The organism is Bacillus sp. GbtcB10 (assembly GCF_019091365.1).
Lineage (GTDB): Bacteria > Bacillota > Bacilli > Bacillales > Bacillaceae > Bacillus > Bacillus altitudinis.
Genome location: NZ_JAGXJP010000006.1, coordinates 106,461 through 126,590 on the forward strand (window position 1 = coordinate 106,461; position 20,130 = coordinate 126,590).

The window sequence follows — 20,130 nt, forward strand, 5'->3', positions numbered from 1 at the left end:
ACACCTCTCTTTCTACAGGACACCGAGCTTTTGATCTCTTACATCTGTGATAAACATATGACCGGGTGCATGGGTGATCGCAATGTCTGGCTTAGTGTGCATGACGATGGCTTGCGGCGTCACACCACATGCCCAAAACACCGGGACTTCCCCTTCTTTGATCACAGATGGTTCTCCAAAGTCTGGCTGATCTACATGTTCAATGCCAATTACAGCTGGATCACCTATATGGATAGGACCGCCATGTACCGATGGGAATCTAGACGTCACCTGAACACTTCTTGTGACTTGATGCGCTGGGATCGGCCTCATGCTGACAACCATCGGACCATGGAATACACCTGCCCTTTCACATGAAATGTTCGTTTGATACATTGGGACATTATGACCGTCTTCAATATGGCGGACAGGAATGTCATTCAGCATCAGTGCATGCTCAAACGTAAAGCTGCATCCGATGAGAAAGCCCACCATATCATCCTCCCAATAGGAAGAAATATCTGTTACCTCTTCTTGAAGAACCCCTTTTTTGTAAACACGATATTTAGGGAAATCCGTTCGAATATCCGCATCAGGTGCTGAACGCCTTGGCACTGGATCACCTGGGTCGAGCACATCAAGCAAAGGGCACGAAGCCGGATTCCGTTGACAAAATAAAAGAAAATCGAAGGCTAGCTCTTTTTTGACGATCATTAAGTTGGCTTGCGCAAATCCCTCAGCAAAGCCAGCCGTTGGGCCTGTGATCTTCTGCTTACGAATCAATTCCCTGATTTGTGACGGCTTATAGGTTTGATATGCTTTCATGTGATCAGCTCCATAGTTTTGGAATTTCATTCATGATGGTATATCCGCCCATGATTGCCATGATGACAACAACAAACGCACCTGTTGCTGTCAAAAAGAATGGATGGCGATAATCACCGACAATTTCTTTTTTATAGGCAGCAATCAGCAATGTTCCGAGTGCAAGCGGCAAGATCAATGCATTGATGGCCCCAACCAAAATCAATATGTTCACAGGTCTTCCAATCGTGATAAAACAAATGGTCGAGAGCGCAATGAAACCAACGATAATGCCTCGTTGATTTTTCTCGATTTTTGGTGAGAAGGTTTTAAAGAAGGAAACGGAGGTGTATGCCGCTCCAATGACTGAGGTAATGGCAGCAGCCCACATAATAATCCCGAACATTTTATATCCAACATTTCCAGATGCTAATTGAAAAACAGACGCAGGCGGGTTCGACGGATCAATCTGCAAGCCTTTTGAGACAACTCCTAGAACGGCTAAAAATAAAGCCACACGCATCACGGATGTGATTAAAATACCGAAAATGGAACTTTTCGTCACTTGCGGCAATGCTTCCTTCCCCTTAATGCCAGCATCCAGCAGACGATGACCACCAGCAAAAACGATATAGCCGCCAACCGTTCCGCCGACAAGTGTGACAATTGATAACATGTCAATTTTCTCTGGCACGAAAGTTCTCATGACAGCTTCTCCAACTGGCGGTGCTGTGGAAATAGCCACATACAGCATCAGACCAATCATGACAAAACCAGCGATTTGTGTGAATCGGTCCATCGCTTTTCCTGCCTCTTTGATGACAAAAATGAGAATGGCAATGACTGCACTGACCCCAGCCCCTATGCGGGGATCGACGCCGAATATGACCTGAAAACCGAGACCCGCACCGGCGATATTTCCAATATTAAAGGCAAGACCCCCAATGACAATCAAACAGGCTAACACATATCCAAGACCCGGCAGAACCATATTGGCAATGTCCTGTCCTCTTTTTTCCGAGACGGCAATGATACGCCATACATTTGTTTGCGCAAAAATGTCTAGCAAAATGGAAATCAAAATGACAAACCCAAAGCTAGCTGCGAGCTGCTGTGTGAACACCGTTGTTTGTGTTAAAAATCCCGGTCCAATGGCGGACGTTGCCATTAAAAAGGCTGCGCCCATCAGCATAGAACGGTTCCCTTTTGGAGCTTTCATCTGTTTGGCTTTCTCTCTTTTCATGCTGTTTCCCCCTTTGATGACGATTTATCGAAAGGCCTTGAGTTGAATAGTGGCTTCTTTTAGCTTCGCTGTAATGGTTTTTGCAAATTGAAGCGCGTGACTGCCATCCCCGTGGATGCACACCGTATCTGCTTTGAGCTGAACATCTTCCCCTTGCACTGTCCGCACTTTCCCCTCTCTTACCATACGGATGACCTGCTGAACTGCCCTTTCATCCTCTTCAATAAGTGCATGAGGTTCACGGCGTGATGTCAGTGTCCCGTCTGGTTGATACGTCCGATCAGAAAAAACTTCATGTGCCACTTGAAGACCGATTCTTTCCCCTGCTAACGCAAGTTCACTGCCTGACAGCGCAAATAACACAAGGTTAGGATCAATATCATACACAGCCTTCGCAATCGATTCAGATAATTCAGTATTTTTAGCCGCCATGTTGTAAAGGGCGCCATGTGGTTTGACGTGCTGCATCGTACCGCCTTCTGCTTTCAGAAAGGCTGATAGTGCACCAATTTGATAGATCACAAGATCATAGGCTTCCTCTGCTGAGATCGCGATTGGACGTCTGCCAAAACCGACTAAATCTTGCAGACCTGGATGTGCACCAATTTGAACCCCTTTATCCAGTGCCATTTTAACCGTCTTTCTCATCACAGTTGGATCTCCCGCATGAAAACCGCATGCAATATTGGCTGAGGTAACATATTCAAGAATTTGTTCATCTGAACCGATGGTGTATTGACCAAAACTTTCTCCCAAATCACAGTTAATATCCACTTGATACATAGGACCCCTCCTTGTCGTTCCGAATTACGGAATATAAAGTCCGAATATTCGAATTTATATTGATTATACCAACTTTGGATAGACTGCACATGAAATTGTCAGAAAATATAACAATAGAACTAGGAGAAAACAAAAAAAGTGAGAGGTCATATCCTCTCACTTTTTCTACTCGTTTATTTAGACAGCACCCAATGCTGGATGGCTTTTGCTACCCCGTGCTCTGTATTAGGAGCCGTAATCCAATCAGCGGCTTCTTTCACAACTTCTTGTGCATTGCCCATTGCAATGCCTAATCCGGCTTCTTGAATCATCGCCATATCATTCAGACTGTCGCCAAGTGACATGACGTTGTCCATTGTGCAGCCAATGCGTTCTGCTACTTTTGCAAGAGCTGCCGCTTTGTTAATGCCTGCTGCATTGACTTCAATATTGGTTGGACTGGAATTCGTGATTTCTAGCTGTCCATTTGTTTTCAATGTATGGAGGACTTCCTCACGAACAGCATCGTCATGAATATCAAAACCAAATTTCAACCATTCGTGGTCATGAATGCGTTCTGGGAATTCTCCCCTCCACACCTTATCCACAGTAGATGCCCAGTAATCGGTTTCGTATCTGTTTTTTAGATCCCACATCATCTGAACGTGATCGGGATGCAGCAGTTCCCGTTCGATCAACTGGAAGTTTGAATCCCAAATTTCACTTCCGTTCGCTGTGACAAGATAAGAAGAGAGTTTCAACGGCTCGACCAGCTCTCGACATGTCATCAGCGTACGTCCTGTGCTAATCACCACATGGACCCCTTTGGCTTCTGCTTCTTTAATGGCTTGTTTATTTTCCTCAGGAATGACGTGCTCACTGTTTAACAGCGTGCCATCCATATCAATGGCAATCAATCGGATGTCTTTCTTATCAGCTTGTGTTGACAAATTGAGTACCCCACTTTGTATCATTTTTTGAATCTATCTTTATTTTAATATAAAGATGAAGATGGCACAAAGGGACGAGTTTGATCCCATAGAAAAAAGACCTTGTGACAGGTCTTTTTACTTCTTCTTAACGTTCACATGCGATGCCGTCTTTATCACGGTCAAGGTGTTTATTTTTTAAGTAAAGTGCTTTTGATACATAAGGCTTGTACTTCGTTTTTCCACCTTTGTTTTTCGTATTTTTGCTTTTTGCTACGCCGCCTTTATATACTTTGTTGAGTGCTTTGCAGTTTTTGTACTTGACTGTCTTTGCATCCGCTGTGTGAGTGTCAACTTGTGTAAAGCTAAGTAAAAGACCGAAAGACAAGACAGCGACCATGATTTTTTTTAACATGTAAGTTCCCCCTATTTTTTCTCATTTTACATTTTTATCATATGTCACCACATTTTGTTTTTCAAGACGATCGAGGTGAAAATATTGGTTTTTTTGGAATTTAATAATTCTTATGACCTATATGTTAAAATGAGTGGGAAACCTTTCCGGTTTTGACACGTATATGAAGAGAGGAGCTTTCCATATGAAAATGAAATATACCATTCTATATGTAAACGATGTTGAGGCAAGTATTCAGTTCTACCATCATATCCTCGGTTTCCCGATTAAATTGAGGGTTGAATCCTATGTTGAGTTTGATACAGGAGAAGTCACCCTATCAATTAATTCACGCCAAGATGTGAAAGAGGCACTTGGTCTACCTGTTCCAGAGGCAGTCAGCTCATCACAAACGTTTGAGATTGGCTTTGTTGTGGATGATGTGAATGAAACCATTGCGTCCTTGAAGGAAAAAGGGGTACCTGTCATCAAGGAACCTGCTAAGAAGCCGTGGGGACAAACGGTCAGTTATGTGTCTGATCCTGATGGACATTTCATTGAAATATGTGATGCGGTCTCCTAATAGCTGTCCGAAGGAGTGAAGCGTAATGAGAAAGAAACATGCTTTTTTTGTTGGTGTTTGCTCCATGCTGGTGATTTGCAGTGCGGCGCTCATATTACAGCACCATGAATGGATTGGATTCGTCAGTGGTGGAATCTCTATTATTGCGTTCGTTGCATCTGGATTTCTTATGGGTGCATGGACCAACGGGGAAGAGGCACGAGCGGCCTATCACTCTGAAACAAAAGAACACCGGATGTTTCGTCTTGATACGGCTTTTCTTTTCATCATCTTTGCCCTTCCGCATATGGGTGCAGCACTGTTATATGTTTTTATGTAAATAGTTGATTTGATTCAAAGGAGTAATTAACATGGCTGTTTTTGTCTTATTCGTTGTATTTGGTTTACCTATGATCTCTGTGCTGATTGGTATTTTCGGCACATTGTTTTTAAAGAACATTTGGTTTCCCACCTTGATTGTGCTGGTAGCGAGTGTGATTCTGATGTTCACCTCTATTGGTGGAAATAAAACCTTTCTCATTTGGGTCATCGTCTACACAGTCTGTGCATTTCTCGGTGCATTCATTACAAAGCGATTCAAAGCTGTTTCATAAATACTCATCAAAAAAAGAACAGTTTGCACTGTTCTTTCAGATTGTTGACAAAGGGCTAAAATGATTCTTTATTTTAGCCCTTTGTCTTCTTTTCAGCGTGATAGAAAACCTTTGCAGTCTAGGAAGGACGAGTACTGGAGCGGAGCGAATTTGACATTCGTGAGCACCAGCACGCAGGACTGACAAAGAATGCGAGGGTTTGGCTACTCGCTGAAAGAACAGTTTGCACTGTTCTTTTTTTGATTAAATATCCGCACACCATAGCTCTATTTCGATTTTCAGCTCTGGCCACCCTAATGCAGTCACATAGGCAACGGTCATTGATGGATATGCCGTTTTGAAGATTGCATCCCACTGTGGATATAGATGATCCCAATCAATTTCTTCTGTTGCCCAAATATTGACTTTGATGACGTGTTCTTCATTCAATCCTTCTGATGCAAGGATTCTCTTTATATTTTCAAACGTATTGGTGACTTGGTCGTTTAAGCTTGATGGGATCTGTCCATCCGCTCCTGTCCCTACTTGACCTGATGTCACAAATAACCCCGCACCCTTTGGCACCCTAGTAATATGACTATAGTTGCCAACGGGTTTCGGCATACTTTCTGGGTTTTTTCTCGTGATTTTTTCCATGTAAATCCCTCACTCACTATGATTTTTCTGCGTGTTTTTCCTCCTGTAGACAGACTTCACCAATTTTTGTCTATCCTAAAAGAAAACAGCAGTGGAGTATCCGTAGCCACAAGGTAAGAACATCAATATTTTCTTTTTCATGGACGAAACACTCCTTTTTGATTGCGTGAGCAAGGTTTAGATTTATTTCATCCTACCTGATAAATGAACCACAGTCAAAAATAAATGATAAATGATAACGTGCAATATTTTGATTCTTCATACCCATTATCTAAAATCGTTCTTTTCTTGTTCATGGTTTGTTCAAATTTCTTCTATATAGTAGATCGTAATAGGAGGTAGGATACATCATGGCAAAAATAAATAAGAAAATGATTAGTCTTTGCACCGCAGCCATTAGCAGCTTATACATCACTGGTTATGCAACTACCCATCACGCGCAAGCCTTTCAAACAGCACAATCAAATACACAAGCAGACGCTTCTTCAAACGATACATCTCTCACATCAGATACTACCGCCACGCAAACAGAAGATACCACTTCAGAAACTGAACTCAAGGATGGTACTTTTTCTGGTACTGGATCAAATGAGATTGGCTCTATCAGTGTATCTGTTACCATCAAACAAGGAAATATCACTTCTGTCGAGATTACGAGTGATAACACTAGATACGGGCAAAGCTCCATTTCATCATTACCTAATGAAGTGGTTATCAGACAAAGTGCTGATGTAGATACGGTGAGCGGTGCAACATTAAGTACTCAGGATTTTGAAACAGCCGTTGCTCAGGCTTTAGAGCAGGCAAAGGCATAGAGAGGAGACACTATGATGAAATGGTTAGGACAACAAAAACTGATGACTTATCAAAAATCCATGCTGGCTATGGGAACTGTTATCAATATTCAAGTGGTTGCCTATGAAGAAGATCGACGAGCTGTTTTAGAAGACATCAACCGTGCCTTTTCCATTTTTTACGATATCGAGCATCGTTTTAGCCGTTTCCGCTCTGATTCTGAAGTCATGAAGTTAGCCAATCGTTCAAAGCAAGAGGTAGTTGTCAGTGAAATGCTTTTCGATTTAACAGCCTATGCGTTAGAGTTAGCTGAATTAACAAATGGAAAGTATGATCCAACCATCGGGAAAGTCATGGAACAAAAAGGATTCAATCGGTTGTACACGACAGGACAAACTTTTTCATCAGATGACGTACCACATACAGCTGTTCATTACCGTGACGTCCAGTTAAACGAGATGAATCGGACGATTTATTTGAACAAACCGTTGATTTTGGATTTCGGTTCTATTGCAAAGGGATTTGCGTGCGATCTTGCCGCAAAAGAGCTTGAAGCATGGGAGGGCTTTATGATGAATGCTGGCGGGGATGTGTTGGTATCTGGGTTTAACGAACAACAAGAAGAGTGGTCAATTGGGATTCGGCATCCCCTTCAAAAAAAGACCAATATCATGGTCATGCAAACCACAAATTGTGCGATTTGTACATCTGGAAGCTATGAACGGATCAGCCGTAATGATCCTCATACGCACCATTTGATTCTCCCTCAAACGAAACAGTCTGAACAAAGTTTGTTAAGCTGTACCGTCATTGCACCACTCGGTATGCTCGCAGATAGTCTCTCTACAGCTGCTTTTTTATTAGGTAGAGAAGGAGGTTATTCTTTTTTAGCCGAACATGAAATACCTGCCGTGATGGTGGATCAAGATGCTGATATGACCCTAACACCGGAGATGAAGGAGGTTCCATCATGGAATTACAGCCAGCACCAACCACAGACCAAACATTTTTGAAATCATCGCCTTCACTAAAAACCTACATTCGGACGCCGAAACGGTATGTCATTGCCATTCTTTTGGTTCTTCTAGCCGCCGGCAGTCTGCACACTGGATTTCTTAGTGGTCTCACTACAGTTGCCACCAGCATCGGGACAGCACTAATTCTTGACTCTTTTATCTCAAGAGTGGTTTGGAAAAACAATAAACACACATTCCCTGATGGAGCTCTGCTCACAGGGCTGATTATTGGCATTGTTCTCAGTCCAGCCACTTCTTTTGCTGTATCTACTTTCACAGCCGCAGTAGCCATTTTATCTAAGCATGTCATCACTTATCAAAAGAAGCCGATTTTGAATCCAGCTGCGTTTGGTTTATGGCTCTCAGTCATTTTATTTTCTTCCAATCAAAGCTGGTGGGGCGGTATGTCTCTTCTACCTTGGTGGACCCTATTCCTTGTGGTGGTCGGCGGTTATTTGGTGACAAGCCGCGTACAAAAGTTCCCGCAAGTTTTCGCCTTTCTAGCCGCATACGGACTCATTCACCTCATATTGGGATTCATTGGCTTAACGGATGCTTCATCTGCTTTTATGACGCCCTACTTAAATGCCGTCTTGTTCCTTGCATTCTTTATGTTGACTGATCCACCTACTTCACCAGCAAAGAATCGTGATCAAATCATCTTTGGTATCCTCTGTGCTGTCGTTTCATGTGTGGACTTCTATTTATTTAACAGCTTATCCTACTTACTCACAGGGCTTTTATGTGCCAATGCTTGGAAAGCCTATCGAACGTACCAAACAAATCAAAAGCGACGGGCAAAAAGGACGAAAGTCGTCTAAATAAAAAAACGGACATCGACTTTTCGACGTCCGTTTGACCATACCTTATAAACGATAACGTGCAATATCTTGATTCAATCGCATGCTTAGCTCATTGAGCCTTTCTGCTGCCTTCGCCACATTGGAGATGGCGGTGACTTGTTCGTCTGTAGATGCAGTGATTTCTTCAATCGCTGCGGCATTTTCTTGAGAAATATGCGCTGCACCATGCATCGCTTTTGTGATGAGGTCGTTTTGTTCCAGTAATGTATTCAGCTCTTTTGCCATCGCATTCGTTTCAACGATGGTTTGTGAAATCGATGTAGAGATGGAATTGAATTCTTGTTCTGTTGCATGAACCGCTTCATCAAGCTCGGCAAAACGATCCATTGTTTTGGACATCATGCCAGCTGTAGCCGTCGTTTCTTCTTTAATGCCTTGAATCATCTGCTGTATTTGAACAGCTGATTGCTTTGTCTGTTCAGCTAAATTCCGCACTTCACTCGCCACAACCGAGAATCCTTTGCCATGCTCTCCTGCACGAGCTGCTTCAATGCTCGCATTCAGGGCCAGTAAGTTCGTTTCGTTTGAAATGCTTTCAATGGTATCTGTGATTTGAGAAATATCTTGTACTTTTGTACTTAACTGCTCAATCCCTGATCGAATGCCTTGAGATGCCTGAATGGATTGCTCATTTGATTGTTTTAATTGCTGGACAATTTGCTGACCCTGCTGGGAAGATTGGTTCGACTGGTCTGAAATTCGTTTGATCTGGTCGCTTTTTTCTTTGACGTTTTCAATGGATTGATTGAACTGAGTCATTTGTTGATTGGCTACCTCAAGGTCTGATGCCTGATGAAGAGTCCCTGTTGAGATGTCTCCAATCGCTCTGCCAATTTCTTCACTGCTAGCGGATGTTTCTTCAGAGATGGCGGATAGATCTGTCGCAGATTCGACGAGCTGGCTGCTCGTTTCCTGCAAACCGCTCACAAGTGCTCTAAGCTCTCCTGACATATGATTAAAACCTTTTGCCAACTGCCCAATTTCATCCGAGGTTTCTTTTAAGCTGGTGCGTTCAAGATTGCCTGCCGCAATTTCTTTTGAAGCAGCCGTGACTTGCTTAAGCAATCTCACTTTTCCTCGGGCTGCCAAATAAAAGACACCCATACTTAAAAGAGCGACACCTGCTGTAATGAGAATAATATAGAGCTTCATCTGCTCTAGTTCTTTATAAAATTCATCCTGAAATACAGCGATTCCTATACTCCAATTCCACGGTGTAAACTGGTTCATATAAGCGAGTTTTTGCTTTTCTTCCCCCGTGGCATCGTCTTTATCCATATAGGTGATATAGTGTGCATCCTCGCCTTTTGCTGTGGCGCCAGCGACCATTTTTTGACGATTTGTCGTGTTATCTGGGATGACGCCGATGTCGTTAACCGGATGAACCTGTGATGAATAATCGGCTCCATATGCGACAAGGTAGCCTTTATTTTTATAGATGAAATCTGATTTTTGAAATTGATACCCTTTGCCGTCGTCATTCTTCGGCCCGTTCAAATAAATACGGGCTTGTTCCTGCGCCTGTTCAAGCGTCAGTTCTTTTTTCTCCACACGGTCGTTCAATTGTTCAAGAGTGGCCATCGCTCCATTTACGATGTGTTTTAAATCTGCTTTCCCTGCATCAATTAAGACATTTTTCGCTAAAAAATACCCCGTTGTTCCTACAAGTCCGCCTGTTAAAATTGTAATAACGATAATGGCTGACATCAATTGAAAAAAGACACTCCTTGAAGCAAACGCTTTCTTTTTCATGTTCTAATTCCCCCTTACTACATATATCGTCATGCAGGGGAAAGTATTAAAAAAGTCATAGAAAAAATCCCTTTCACGTTAGAAAGGGATCTCAGATTGTTGACAAAGGGCTAAAATGAACTTGATTTTAGCCCTTTGTCTTCTTTTCACGTTAGAAAGGGATTTTTTGATTATCGCTCGGTTTCTTTGAGGATGGCTTGATAGAGATCGTCTTCAGGTTTGAGTCCACATACCTCTTGAAGCACACCTTCAATTCCTTTTTCTTTCCTTAATGCCTGCAAGCGAACCGCTTCTTCGTCTTCTGCAAAGTCGTAAGCCAAAGCAGCAGCGATCCCTTTGATTAAGTACACTGGCTGCTTGATCTTTTTCGCTGGACCGATTAAACGGTCATCTGCTCCCAGCTTTCTAAGAGGAGAGCGTGCGACACGAGTCACTTCATCGGAAATAAACGCATTTTCAAATCGTTTGATGATTTTTTGAATGTACGCATCATGTTCTTCTTTTCGGAAGCCATACGCGTCAATTAAATAACTGCCCGTTTCATGAAGGGCACCTTCGACAACTTGACGAATGTCTGGTGTATCAACAGCTTCTTTAATGGTTTTTACGCCTTGCTGATACCCGACATAAGCCGCTAGTGCATGTCCTGTATTGACGGTGAAAAGCTTCCGTTCAATATACGGCGTCAAATCTTGGACAAAGGTCGCTCCGTCAATTTGCGGAACATCTCCAATAAAGCCCGTCTCATCAATGACCCACTCGAAAAATGGTTCAACTGACACTTTGAGAATGTCCTCATGGTGCTGAATCGGAACAATGCGGTCAACCGCAGCGTTTGGAAAGCCAACGGTTTGTGATATCGCTGCTTGCTCATCTGCTGTTAAATGAGAGAACACCGCTTCTTTTAAATGAGCACTTCCCCCAATCATATTTTCACATGCCACGATGTTGATGATATGGTCAGGCTTTTTTTGTTTTAATCCTTCAGCAATTGATGAGGCAATGATCTTCAATACGGCTGGTCCAACCGCTGTTGTAATCAAATTGGCTGTGGCAACGGCCTCTGTTAATGCTGCTGGATTTTGCGAAGAATTGATCGCTGATACGGGCCCGACTACTTCTTGCTTCTGCCCTGGTGCTGCCAGTTCAACCGTGTATTCTCCTCTTTCATTCAGCTCATTGATGACCGCTTCATTCACATCTGTAAAGACAAGCTCAAAGCCTGATGTCTTTAACAAAGATCCGATAAACCCTCTGCCGATATTCCCTGCTCCAAAATGAAGTGCCTTCATATTAGTTCACCTCATTAAAGATGGCGATCAGTTCATCCTGATCCTTTGCATGAATGATCCGTTCTACATTTTCTTCTTCTGAACAGACAATCGCAATTTGAGACAGAATATCAAGATGCTCGTTGTTTTTCCCAGCGATCCCAAAGACGACTTTCGCCACATTTCCTTCACCATATTCAACACCATCTGGAATTTGGATAATCGAAATCCCTGAATGAAGGACTGCCGCTTTCGCATCCTCTGTTCCATGAGGGATTGCAATGCCGTTCCCCATAAATGTAGAAGAAATCTCTTCTCTTTCAAACATTTTGTCGACATAATCACTTGTGACATAGCCGTTTGCTACGAGGACTTCGCCTGCTTTTTTGATGGCTTCTTCTTTAGAACCTGCTTGTTCGTTTAGAAAAATATTGTCTTTAGAAAGTACTTGTTTCATACATGATCACACACCTTTTTTAGAATAAAAATCAGGAAAACAACCAAAACGGGGAGTTCAATTAGGAAAAATTGGACTCAACCCGTTTCGTCATGTTATTTTTTCAATTTCTCAATCAGCTCATCATATTTCGGGCTGTTTAAGAAATTATCCACTGAGATATGCACAGCGCCTGGCAGCTTTGCCTTTGCTCTGTCTGTTAAATCTTTATGAGTAAAGACCACATCCGCATCGTCTGGGATGTTGCTGATAGAAGTGTTTGTCACATCGATATCAAGCTCTGCCTTTTTCACTTTGTTTTTCAGAATGGACGCACCCATTGCACTTGAACCCATCCCTGCATCGCAGGCAAAGATGATTTTGTTCACGTCATCTGGATTGACATCACTTGGAGATGCTGCTTGCTCGTTTGCTTGAGCGTCTTCTTTTTGTGCCGTAAGAGCAGCGGCTGCTGCACTTTTCTTGCCTTTCATGTCCTGCATCTTTTCTGTTGCTGCTGTTAAATCTTCGTCAACTTCTTTAGATGCTTTCAAAATGACCGATGCGACAAGGAACGATACGATAGCTGCTACGACAACACCTGCTAAAACGGCAAGGTGACCGCCTTTTGGAGACATCAGCATAAGCGCAATAATACTTCCTGGTGACGGCACAGCTTTTAATCCTGCATTTAATAATGTGAACGTCAGGACACCACTTGCTCCCCCTGCAATGACAGCCAAAATGAGTTTTGGTTTCATTAAGATGTACGGGAAGTAAATTTCATGGATTCCTCCTAAGAACTGAATGACAATGGCACCTGGTGCAGACTGTTTCGCATTTCCTCTTCCAAAGAACATATACGCAAGAAGAACACCTAAGCCTGGCCCTGGGTTTGTTTCAAGCAAGAACAGAACAGATTGCCCTGTCTTCGCTGCTTGCTCGACCCCTAACGGACCTAAAATACCTTGGTTAATCGCGTTGTTTAAGAATAATACTTTTGCAGGTTCAATGAAGATACTTGCCAGCGGTAGTAAATGAGCATTGACAATGATATCTACACCTGCCGCAAGGGCTTTATTCAGACCTAGTACCACTGGGCCGATAGCATAGAATGCAATGGCAACAAGAATGGCACCGAGGATACCTGCCGTAAAGTTATTCACAAGCATTTCAAAGCCAGATTTGATTCGGTCTTTAAACAGCTGGTCGATTTTCTTAATAAGATAACCGCCCAGCGGCCCCATGATCATGGCACCTAAAAACATTGGAATGTCTGAGCCAACAATGACCCCAATCGTAGCTGTAGCACCGAGCACTCCGCCTCGATGGTCATAGACGAGTTTACCGCCTGTGTAACCAATTAAGAGCGGCAGTAAGTAGTTAATCATCGGTCCAACGAGTGTAGCTAATTGCTCATTCGGAAGATAACCACTTGGAATGAACAAAGCTGTAATGAGTCCCCATGCAATAAATGCACCAATATTCGGCATAATCATGCCGCTTAAATAGCTTCCAAAGCGCTGTACTTTCACGCGGAATCCGCTTTTTTCCTGCATCTGTGAAAACCCCTTTCTTCTCTCCCTTTATTTCGGGCTTTATAGGTCAAAAGATATAAGAACAAGAGTCAGTGAAGCCCTTATACCTATCGTAAAACGCTTTCACTTTCCCTTCAATTGAAACTAAATGTCACTTTGTCACTTAGTGTGTGACAAAATTGAAAAATGATGTGACACTTCTCGGCATACCATAGATGATAGCGGGGTAAAAGTTGAATCTACTGTTGTTTTGGCGCAAAATTCATTGGAATTTCACAACTTTCAAATCGTCACTTCTTGTTTCCTCTACTTAAATCGAATAGGCTTATATTGATCAAACATTCAAGAAACGTCTGCGCAGACAAGACATGACACAGAAAAAGTGAACCATCTTGCTATTTGTTTCGTTTACCTTTTAGAGTGGGCGGTACAATAGAAAGAGCGGTTTTTTCTGTGACTCACAGTTTACTGCCGCTTTCTTTCTGATACATGAGACATTTTCATAGGTAGAAAGGCGGTTATTCACATTGTTGAAATATAGTAAGTGGCTTCTGCTGCTTCTCTTCATGTTCTCATTTTTCATTCCAAAAGAAGCATTTGCTCATGCATATGTGGTGAGCTCAAATCCAGTAGCAAATGAAGAGCTGGATCAGCAGCCTCCTGCAGTCTCGATCACCTTTAGTGAAGGAATCGAAAGCGGATTTCATGCCATTAAGGTGTTTAATGCAAAAGGGGATCGTGTGGATCAAGGAGATACGGTCATCAAAGAGCAAAAGATCATGGAAGCAGCTTTAAAAAAGGATTTACCTAAAGGCATTTACACCATTCAGTGGAACGCGGTATCAGCCGATGGACACTCTGTGTCTGGCATGATTCCGTTTAGTATCGGAAAAGCGGATGGAGGATTTGATCAATTAGATCAAGGACAATCAAGTGAATCCATCGATATGGCTTCAACCATTGACAAAGCCTTTCTGTATACGTCATTCAGCTTATTTCTTGGAACCATTTTATTTGGGCTTCTATGGTTTAAAGCGCCCATAACCGACGTTTTAGCCCGGCGAATGAAGCGACTTTTGACTGTTTCACTGATCATGATGGGCGGAGCACTCTTGTTCCAGCTGCCGATTCAAACAAAATCAGCGGCAGACGTGTCCTTTTTAGGGGCATTTCAACCATCGCTTTTACAAGAAACCATTGCGTCGACTTCGGGTGGGAGTCTGTGGATGATGCTGATGGCGTCATTTGTTCTTCTGATGATTTGGACGATTGTGGCGATGAAAAAAGGAATCTTCACTTCCTTTCGAGTATGGCTATTCCCGCTGCTCATTTTCACTGTGCTCCTTTGGCTGAAAGCACAAATCGGTCATCCAGCCGCTACAGATAATAAAATACTGACAACGTCACTTGACTTCATTCATCTCATTTCTGCATCTATTTGGGTCGGCGGCTTAACAGCCATTGTCCTTCTTTTGATGAAGAAACTGCCGAATGAAGATCAGCCGCTCATACGCAGCACCCTGACAGCTTTTCATCCGTGGGCACTGCTCTCAGTTGGACTGATTGTGTTTTCTGGGTTTGTGAATGCGATTTTTATTCTGCAATCATTTGATGCCCTTTTCCAATCAGCTTATGGACGCACCTTCTTAATCAAACTTGGTTTATTTATCATCATGGGTCTCCTTGGGCTCGTCCATTATTTGATGCTGAGATGGGAAAAGAAGCAGAAACGAAACGTATCTTTACGAGCAGAGTGGATCATTGGGATCGCTATTTTACTATTAACAGCCGTATTCACCAATATCCCAAGCCCTCCGCCGCCTGCACCAGAGCCATTCTTTGGAGCCAATCAGGTGGAGCATCGTGACCTTGTGTCTTTGAGCATTACCCCGAATGCTCCAGGTAAAAACACGTTCGAGGTGGCATTTACGAAGAAGGATGGACAAACGATCACAGACATTCAATCTGTGACAGCTAAGATCCACAAAGTCTCCTTGTTCGGTGATGAAACGCCAAACGAATTTCAGCTGAAACGATTAAAGAATGGACACTTCTCGGCTGAAAACCTCTTACTAAATGAAAAAGGCACTTGGAAAATTGAGATTCATGCATTAACTGGTTCTTTTGACAACATCGATACGACATTCATTAGAAGAAACTAAAAGGAGTTCATATCATATGAAAAAATACGTTAAAGCTTTATTACCAATGCTTCTCGCTTCATTTTTACTGGCGATTCCTGTGAGTGCACACGTGACAGTCAAACCTGATACATCTGCAACGAATGCTTGGGAAACCTATACGTTAAAAGTACCTTCTGAAAGCGACAGTCCGACAACAAAGGTTGTCATCACGATGCCTAAAGGCGTAGAATTCCAGCAATACGAGCCAGTGCCTGGCTGGAAAACAACAACTGAAGAGAAAAACGGAAAAGTCACAAGAGTCACTTGGGAAGCAACTGGCGATGGTGTCCTTGCTGGCCAGTTCCAGCAATTCGTGTTTGTCGCAAAAAACCCTGAAAAAGCCGGCGAAGCGGCATGGGATGCCTATCAATATTACAAGGATGGAACAGTAGTTGAATGGACTGGCGACAAGGACGCTGATAAGCCTCATTCGATCACAAACATTGTTGCGTCTAATACCGTAACGGATTCACATGGTCAAGAAAAACCAAAAGAAGAAAAGGCATCTGAAACAGCCTCTGCTTCTTCTTCACCACTTGTTCTTGGTCTGTCCATTGCAGCCTTAGTTGTGGCATTGATTGCACTTGGACTTGCTTTTAGAAAGAAATAAACCTTACATGAGCGATCGTTTTTTCAAGCGGTCGCTTTTTATTTTCCCAACCTATCATTTCCAATATAGGATTGAATAGGATACTTGTGCGTGCCATAATGAGACACATGACCACCTAGGAGGCTATGAGATGAACCATCTAATCATATTTGCTCATCCCCAGCAAAGCTTAAATCAAACCCTATTAGATCTTGTTGTAAGCACTCTTTTGAACAATGGTCATCATGTGACGGTTCGTGATGTGTATAGCATTGGCTTTCCGCCAGAGCTGACAACAGCAGAAAAGGTTGCCATGAGAAACGGACATGTGCCGGCACCGGTTCAAAGAGAGCAGAAGCTGATTCAACAAGCTGATGTCCTCACGTTTATCTTTCCAATATGGTGGACAGGCTTGCCGGCGATGCTAAAGGGTTATGTGGAGCGCGTTTTTTCAGAGGGGTTTGCGTATGAGATCAATGAAAACGGAGTGGTGAAAAATCTGCTTCGAGACAAAAAAGGGGTCATTATTAATACGCATGATGCACCGAGGACCTTTCTTGATTCAAATATGATCATCACCCCCAGCCATCACATGACGACAGATACAGCCGCCTTCGATCTGATCGGCGTTGAGCCAGTCGAACGGCTCTTGTTCAGCAGCATGGAACAAGCATCTACAGACGACATCCACGAGATACTCAAAGAAACAAAAGAAACGGTGGATCAACTTTTCCCACCGGCTGTTTAACATAAAAAAGACTGCCGAAGCTTCTCGGACAGTCACAGATTGTTGATAAAGGGCTAAAATGAACTTGATTTTAGCCCTTTGTCTTCCTTTTCAGCGTGATAGAAAACCTTTGCAGTCTAGGAAGGACGAGTACTGGCGCGGAGCGAATTTGACATTCGTGAGCACCAGCACGCAGGACTGACAAAGAATGCGAGGGTTTGCCTACACGCTGAGACTGCCGAGGCTTCTCGGACAGTCTTTTTCACATGTTATTCGTCTAAACCAATTGACACATACTTCGTTTCTAAATAAGGCTCGATGCCTTCGATGCCGCCTTCACGACCAATACCGCTCTCTTTCATACCGCCGAAAGGTGCCTGCACAGCGGATGGTCCCCCGTCATTCCAGCCAATAATCCCGTAATCTAGATTCTCAGATATATAGAGACCATTGCGGTAATTCTCTGTAAAGAAATAAGCCGCAAGTCCAAAAGGTGTATCATTTGCTAATTCAATGGCTTCATCTAATGTGCTAAATGTCGTAATGGGTGCAACTGGACCAAACGTCTCTTCATGCATAATGTTCATTGAAGGGTCGACATGAGTTAGCACCGTCGGCTGAACAAAATAATACGACTTCTCATCGTCAAAATGTGTATCGCCGCCGACAAGAACTTTCGCCCCTTTATCCACGGCATCTTGAATTTGGTCGACAATTTTATCGAAGCCTCGCTTATTGATAATCGGTCCGATGGACGTGCCTTCCTCAAACCCATTTCCTACTTTCAGCTTTTCCACTTCTTTGCTGAAGCTTTGCGCAAATGCTTCATGAATTTCTTCATGGACGATTAAGCGATTGGCACAAACACACGTCTGGCCTGCATTACGGAATTTAGATGCCACTGCTTGTTTCACAGCCAATTCAAGGTTGGCGTCCTTATCTACGATCAGCGGGGCATGACCGCCAAGTTCCATAGAAACGTGTTTCACTGTGCTCGCACTGTTTTTGATGAGATGTTTTCCAACTGGTGTTGAGCCAGTAAATGTGATCTTGCGGATCAATGGACTATCTGTGAAGATTTCCCCCACTTCTTTTCCATCTCCAATCACCCATTGTAAGGCATCCTCTGGAATTCCGGCTTCATGGCCTAATTTGACAAGCTCAATGGCCGTAAGCGGCGTGTCTTCAGCAGGTTTCACGATAAACGTACAGCCCGCCGCAAGCGCTGGTGCTGCCTTTCTTGTAATCATCGCCGCAGGGAAATTCCATGGTGTAATCGCCGCAACAGGACCGACTGGCTGTTTTGTGACAAATAGGCGTTTGTTTGTCGTATGAGATGGGATCGTTCTACCGTAAATCCGCTTTGCTTCCTCTGCGTACCACTCAATATATCCAGCGGCATAGACGATTTCCCCTAATGCTTCTTGATACGGCTTCCCGTTTTCTTCTGTGATGATTTTTGCAAGTCTTTCTTTATGCTCGATCATGAGATCAAACCATTTGCGAATGATATTTGCACGTTCATGGGCCGACGTTTTTGCCCATGTTTTGAATGCTTTGTGTGAGCGAGTGATCGCATCTTCAATCTGTTCTTTTGTATGCTGAGCAACTGAGGCAATTTCTTCTCCGGTTGCAGGATTATACACTTTGAGTTCGTTTGTCATGCTCTACCTTCTCCTTCGTTCTTGGATTCATTACATATAGTATATACCCAATGAGTGCCCAACCTAAAAGCAAAATCCATTCAGCTGGCCATGATAAGGAGGCCGGCATCCCTGGAAAATAAAATGAAAGAAAAAGGAAACTGAGTCCAATGGCTAAAACGCCGGTCGTCCGCCAATATTTAATGCGGTATGGTCGCTCAAGCTCAGGTTCTGTCTTGCGAAGTCTCATAAAGGCAATGGACACAATCAAATACCCAACGATGATGCCCACACCGCCTGCATTAACAATCCACACGAGGGCAGGTCGGCCTAGTAATGGTGCAAAAAATGCAAGTGCACCTAAGAACAAAATGGCATTTGTCGGTGTTTTATACTTCGGATGAATATACGCAAACCATTTGGAAATCATGCCTCTTTCCGCCATTGCATAGAGGATACGGCTTGCACCAATGATAAATGCATTCCAGCTCGTCACAATGCCTGCTACACCACCAATGACAAGCACAGTCCCAAACGCCTGATGACCAAGAAGCTGTACCATGGCATCTGCTGTTGCCAGTGATGAAGCCTCAAGCTGACCTTTTGACAATCCTGCCGCTACTCCAAAGACAATGAGCAGATAAAATACAACCGCACTCACAATGGAGATAATCAAAATTCTCCCGATGATCTTCTTAGGTGCGTTAATCTCCGCCGCTACCTGCGGGATGACATCAAACCCAACGAATAAAAAGGGAATCATCACTAACACAGCCATCAGACCGCCAACCCCGCCCTGAAACATCGGCTCAAGGTTTGCAAAATCTCCATTAAATGTAGCTCCGCCTAATAGAAGAAAACCTGTCAGGATAATGGCCACTGTGAACACCGATTGAAAAATGGCAGCAGGCTTTGCGCCAATGTAGTTCAGAGCTGTTAAAAACAGTGCACCGCCAGATCCAATCAATACCCATGTAAAGTAAACATCCCATCCTCCTATATTCCATAGGAAACCAACATGCTGTGTTGGAATGACATAGTCAATGACTGTCGGAAGTGCGACAGCTTCAAACGTAATCACGGACACATAACCGAACAATACGCCCCATGCGGAGACAAACGCTGATTTGATCCCAAATGCCCGCTGGACAAAGACGAGTCCTCCGCCTGTTTCTGGAATCGCAGAGGAAAGCTCTGCATACGTTAGCCCAATAAAAATGACGAGAATGCCCCCTATGACAAAGGCAATCACACTTCCTAAAAATCCAGCTGTTAAAATCCAATCTCCCGAAAGTACAACCCAGCCCCAGCCAAGCATTGCACCAATGGATAAAAACAGTACGTCTGACTGCGACATGGTTTTAGCCATTTGTTGTTTTTGCATACAACCATCC

General features: G+C 43.3%; 21 protein-coding genes. 9 read left to right on the plus strand and 12 right to left on the minus strand.

The features are described 5' to 3' along the window. Positions 1-12 precede the first annotated feature (12 nt). The 5 genes from KVT11_RS18110 to KVT11_RS18130 form a co-directional block, all read right to left on the minus strand. A complete protein-coding gene (locus KVT11_RS18110) occupies positions 13-804 on the minus strand; it encodes a putative hydro-lyase (RefSeq protein ID WP_017366631.1) in 792 nt (263 codons plus the stop codon). A gap of 4 nt (positions 805-808) precedes the next feature. Then, on the minus strand, positions 809-2,026 hold the full coding sequence (locus KVT11_RS18115; RefSeq protein ID WP_007498097.1) for an NRAMP family divalent metal transporter: 1,218 nt from the start codon (positions 2,024-2,026) through the stop codon (positions 809-811). Positions 2,027-2,050: 24 nt separating this feature from the next. Next, positions 2,051-2,809 (minus strand): LamB/YcsF family protein, encoded by a 759-nt coding sequence (locus KVT11_RS18120; RefSeq protein WP_017366630.1) that lies wholly within the window; start codon positions 2,807-2,809, stop codon positions 2,051-2,053. A gap of 173 nt (positions 2,810-2,982) precedes the next feature. Further along, positions 2,983-3,762, minus strand: a complete 780-nt coding sequence (locus KVT11_RS18125; RefSeq protein WP_370539173.1) for a Cof-type HAD-IIB family hydrolase — start codon at positions 3,760-3,762, stop codon at positions 2,983-2,985. A gap of 103 nt (positions 3,763-3,865) precedes the next feature. Next, positions 3,866-4,132 (minus strand): excalibur calcium-binding domain-containing protein, encoded by a 267-nt coding sequence (locus tag KVT11_RS18130; protein ID WP_017366629.1) that lies wholly within the window; start codon positions 4,130-4,132, stop codon positions 3,866-3,868. A gap of 184 nt (positions 4,133-4,316) precedes the next feature. On the opposite strand from KVT11_RS18130, the gene KVT11_RS18135 reads away from it, so the two are divergent. From KVT11_RS18135 to KVT11_RS18145, 3 genes are read left to right on the plus strand one after another with little or no spacing between them, the layout of a single operon-like run. Next, positions 4,317-4,694 (plus strand): VOC family protein, encoded by a 378-nt coding sequence (locus KVT11_RS18135; RefSeq protein ID WP_008347199.1) that lies wholly within the window; start codon positions 4,317-4,319, stop codon positions 4,692-4,694. 25 nt (positions 4,695-4,719) lie between these two features. Continuing rightward, on the plus strand, positions 4,720-5,013 hold the full coding sequence (locus KVT11_RS18140; protein ID WP_017366628.1) for a DUF5316 family protein: 294 nt from the start codon (positions 4,720-4,722) through the stop codon (positions 5,011-5,013). A gap of 31 nt (positions 5,014-5,044) precedes the next feature. Beyond that, the gene (locus KVT11_RS18145; RefSeq protein ID WP_046342672.1) at positions 5,045-5,287 is read left to right on the plus strand and encodes a DUF2651 family protein; all 243 of its coding nucleotides are present in this window, start codon (positions 5,045-5,047) and stop codon (positions 5,285-5,287) included. Positions 5,288-5,530: 243 nt separating this feature from the next. On the opposite strand, the gene KVT11_RS18150 is transcribed toward KVT11_RS18145, so the two are convergent. After that, complete coding sequence (locus KVT11_RS18150) at positions 5,531-5,923, minus strand: RidA family protein (protein ID WP_007498112.1); 393 nt, start codon at positions 5,921-5,923, stop codon at positions 5,531-5,533. 350 nt (positions 5,924-6,273) lie between these two features. Here KVT11_RS18150 and KVT11_RS18155 point away from each other — a divergent pair, with 350 nt between their 5' ends. Genes KVT11_RS18155 through KVT11_RS18165 form a run of 3 tightly spaced genes read left to right on the plus strand, consistent with a single transcriptional unit; the run spans position 6,274 to position 8,555 of the window. Beyond that, positions 6,274-6,738 (plus strand): FMN-binding protein, encoded by a 465-nt coding sequence (locus tag KVT11_RS18155; RefSeq protein ID WP_035703841.1) that lies wholly within the window; start codon positions 6,274-6,276, stop codon positions 6,736-6,738. Positions 6,739-6,753: 15 nt separating this feature from the next. Further along, positions 6,754-7,731 carry an FAD:protein FMN transferase gene (locus KVT11_RS18160; protein ID WP_051626194.1) on the plus strand — a complete coding sequence of 326 codons (978 nt, stop codon included), beginning with the start codon at positions 6,754-6,756 and terminating at the stop codon, positions 7,729-7,731. After that, positions 7,689-8,555, plus strand: coding sequence for an RnfABCDGE type electron transport complex subunit D (locus tag KVT11_RS18165; RefSeq protein WP_116307432.1), 867 nt, complete (start codon positions 7,689-7,691; stop codon positions 8,553-8,555). Before KVT11_RS18160 ends, KVT11_RS18165 begins: the two co-directional genes overlap by 43 nt. Positions 8,556-8,600: 45 nt before the next feature. Here KVT11_RS18165 and KVT11_RS18170 read toward each other — a convergent pair whose 3' ends face one another. The 4 genes from KVT11_RS18170 to KVT11_RS18185 form a co-directional block, all read right to left on the minus strand. After that, complete coding sequence (locus tag KVT11_RS18170) at positions 8,601-10,349, minus strand: methyl-accepting chemotaxis protein (RefSeq protein WP_116307430.1); 1,749 nt, start codon at positions 10,347-10,349, stop codon at positions 8,601-8,603. 170 nt (positions 10,350-10,519) lie between these two features. Further along, a complete protein-coding gene (locus KVT11_RS18175; protein WP_065459851.1) occupies positions 10,520-11,641 on the minus strand; it encodes a mannitol-1-phosphate 5-dehydrogenase in 1,122 nt (373 codons plus the stop codon). A 1-nt stretch (position 11,642) separates the two neighbouring features. Beyond that, positions 11,643-12,077: a PTS mannitol transporter subunit IIA gene (locus tag KVT11_RS18180; protein WP_019743148.1), complete on the minus strand. Its 435-nt coding sequence runs from the start codon at positions 12,075-12,077 to the stop codon at positions 11,643-11,645. Positions 12,078-12,172: 95 nt separating this feature from the next. Further along, positions 12,173-13,615 (minus strand): PTS mannitol transporter subunit IIBC, encoded by a 1,443-nt coding sequence (locus KVT11_RS18185; RefSeq protein ID WP_007498124.1) that lies wholly within the window; start codon positions 13,613-13,615, stop codon positions 12,173-12,175. Positions 13,616-14,121: 506 nt separating this feature from the next. Here KVT11_RS18185 and KVT11_RS18190 point away from each other — a divergent pair. The 3 genes from KVT11_RS18190 (at position 14,122) to KVT11_RS18200 (ending at position 17,114) form a co-directional block, all read left to right on the plus strand. Further along, the gene (locus tag KVT11_RS18190; RefSeq protein WP_116307428.1) at positions 14,122-15,756 is read left to right on the plus strand and encodes a copper resistance CopC/CopD family protein; all 1,635 of its coding nucleotides are present in this window, start codon (positions 14,122-14,124) and stop codon (positions 15,754-15,756) included. A 16-nt stretch (positions 15,757-15,772) separates the two neighbouring features. Beyond that, the gene (locus KVT11_RS18195) at positions 15,773-16,387 is read left to right on the plus strand and encodes a YcnI family copper-binding membrane protein (protein ID WP_039166206.1); all 615 of its coding nucleotides are present in this window, start codon (positions 15,773-15,775) and stop codon (positions 16,385-16,387) included. A gap of 130 nt (positions 16,388-16,517) precedes the next feature. Then, on the plus strand, positions 16,518-17,114 hold the full coding sequence (locus KVT11_RS18200; protein ID WP_073414906.1) for an NAD(P)H-dependent oxidoreductase: 597 nt from the start codon (positions 16,518-16,520) through the stop codon (positions 17,112-17,114). Between the two features lie 248 nt (positions 17,115-17,362). Here the strand turns inward: KVT11_RS18200 and KVT11_RS18205 are convergent, their stop codons facing one another. Together KVT11_RS18205 and KVT11_RS18210 are read right to left on the minus strand one after the other, a co-directional pair. Further along, the gene (locus KVT11_RS18205) at positions 17,363-18,757 is read right to left on the minus strand and encodes an NAD-dependent succinate-semialdehyde dehydrogenase (protein WP_007498133.1); all 1,395 of its coding nucleotides are present in this window, start codon (positions 18,755-18,757) and stop codon (positions 17,363-17,365) included. Next, entirely contained in the window at positions 18,732-20,120 is a 1,389-nt protein-coding gene (locus KVT11_RS18210; protein WP_017358512.1) for an APC family permease, read from the minus strand. The genes KVT11_RS18205 and KVT11_RS18210 overlap by 26 nt, the downstream gene beginning before the upstream one ends. Between the last annotated feature and the right edge of the window lie 10 nt (positions 20,121-20,130).

Coding starts and splice junctions, on each gene's coding strand:
- KVT11_RS18110 (WP_017366631.1), bottom strand. CDS start 804: ATGAAAGCATATCAAACCTATAAGCCGTCACAAATCAGGGAATTGATT.
- KVT11_RS18115 (WP_007498097.1), bottom strand. CDS start 2,026: ATGAAAAGAGAGAAAGCCAAACAGATGAAAGCTCCAAAAGGGAACCGT.
- KVT11_RS18120 (WP_017366630.1), bottom strand. CDS start 2,809: ATGTATCAAGTGGATATTAACTGTGATTTGGGAGAAAGTTTTGGTCAA.
- KVT11_RS18125 (WP_370539173.1), bottom strand. CDS start 3,762: ATGATACAAAGTGGGGTACTCAATTTGTCAACACAAGCTGATAAGAAA.
- KVT11_RS18130 (WP_017366629.1), bottom strand. CDS start 4,132: ATGTTAAAAAAAATCATGGTCGCTGTCTTGTCTTTCGGTCTTTTACTT.
- KVT11_RS18135 (WP_008347199.1), top strand. CDS start 4,317: ATGAAAATGAAATATACCATTCTATATGTAAACGATGTTGAGGCAAGT.
- KVT11_RS18140 (WP_017366628.1), top strand. CDS start 4,720: ATGAGAAAGAAACATGCTTTTTTTGTTGGTGTTTGCTCCATGCTGGTG.
- KVT11_RS18145 (WP_046342672.1), top strand. CDS start 5,045: ATGGCTGTTTTTGTCTTATTCGTTGTATTTGGTTTACCTATGATCTCT.
- KVT11_RS18150 (WP_007498112.1), bottom strand. CDS start 5,923: ATGGAAAAAATCACGAGAAAAAACCCAGAAAGTATGCCGAAACCCGTT.
- KVT11_RS18155 (WP_035703841.1), top strand. CDS start 6,274: ATGGCAAAAATAAATAAGAAAATGATTAGTCTTTGCACCGCAGCCATT.
- KVT11_RS18160 (WP_051626194.1), top strand. CDS start 6,754: ATGAAATGGTTAGGACAACAAAAACTGATGACTTATCAAAAATCCATG.
- KVT11_RS18165 (WP_116307432.1), top strand. CDS start 7,689: ATGGAATTACAGCCAGCACCAACCACAGACCAAACATTTTTGAAATCA.
- KVT11_RS18170 (WP_116307430.1), bottom strand. CDS start 10,349: ATGAAAAAGAAAGCGTTTGCTTCAAGGAGTGTCTTTTTTCAATTGATG.
- KVT11_RS18175 (WP_065459851.1), bottom strand. CDS start 11,641: ATGAAGGCACTTCATTTTGGAGCAGGGAATATCGGCAGAGGGTTTATC.
- KVT11_RS18180 (WP_019743148.1), bottom strand. CDS start 12,077: ATGAAACAAGTACTTTCTAAAGACAATATTTTTCTAAACGAACAAGCA.
- KVT11_RS18185 (WP_007498124.1), bottom strand. CDS start 13,615: ATGCAGGAAAAAAGCGGATTCCGCGTGAAAGTACAGCGCTTTGGAAGC.
- KVT11_RS18195 (WP_039166206.1), top strand. CDS start 15,773: ATGAAAAAATACGTTAAAGCTTTATTACCAATGCTTCTCGCTTCATTT.
- KVT11_RS18200 (WP_073414906.1), top strand. CDS start 16,518: ATGAACCATCTAATCATATTTGCTCATCCCCAGCAAAGCTTAAATCAA.
- KVT11_RS18205 (WP_007498133.1), bottom strand. CDS start 18,757: ATGACAAACGAACTCAAAGTGTATAATCCTGCAACCGGAGAAGAAATT.
- KVT11_RS18210 (WP_017358512.1), bottom strand. CDS start 20,120: ATGCAAAAACAACAAATGGCTAAAACCATGTCGCAGTCAGACGTACTG.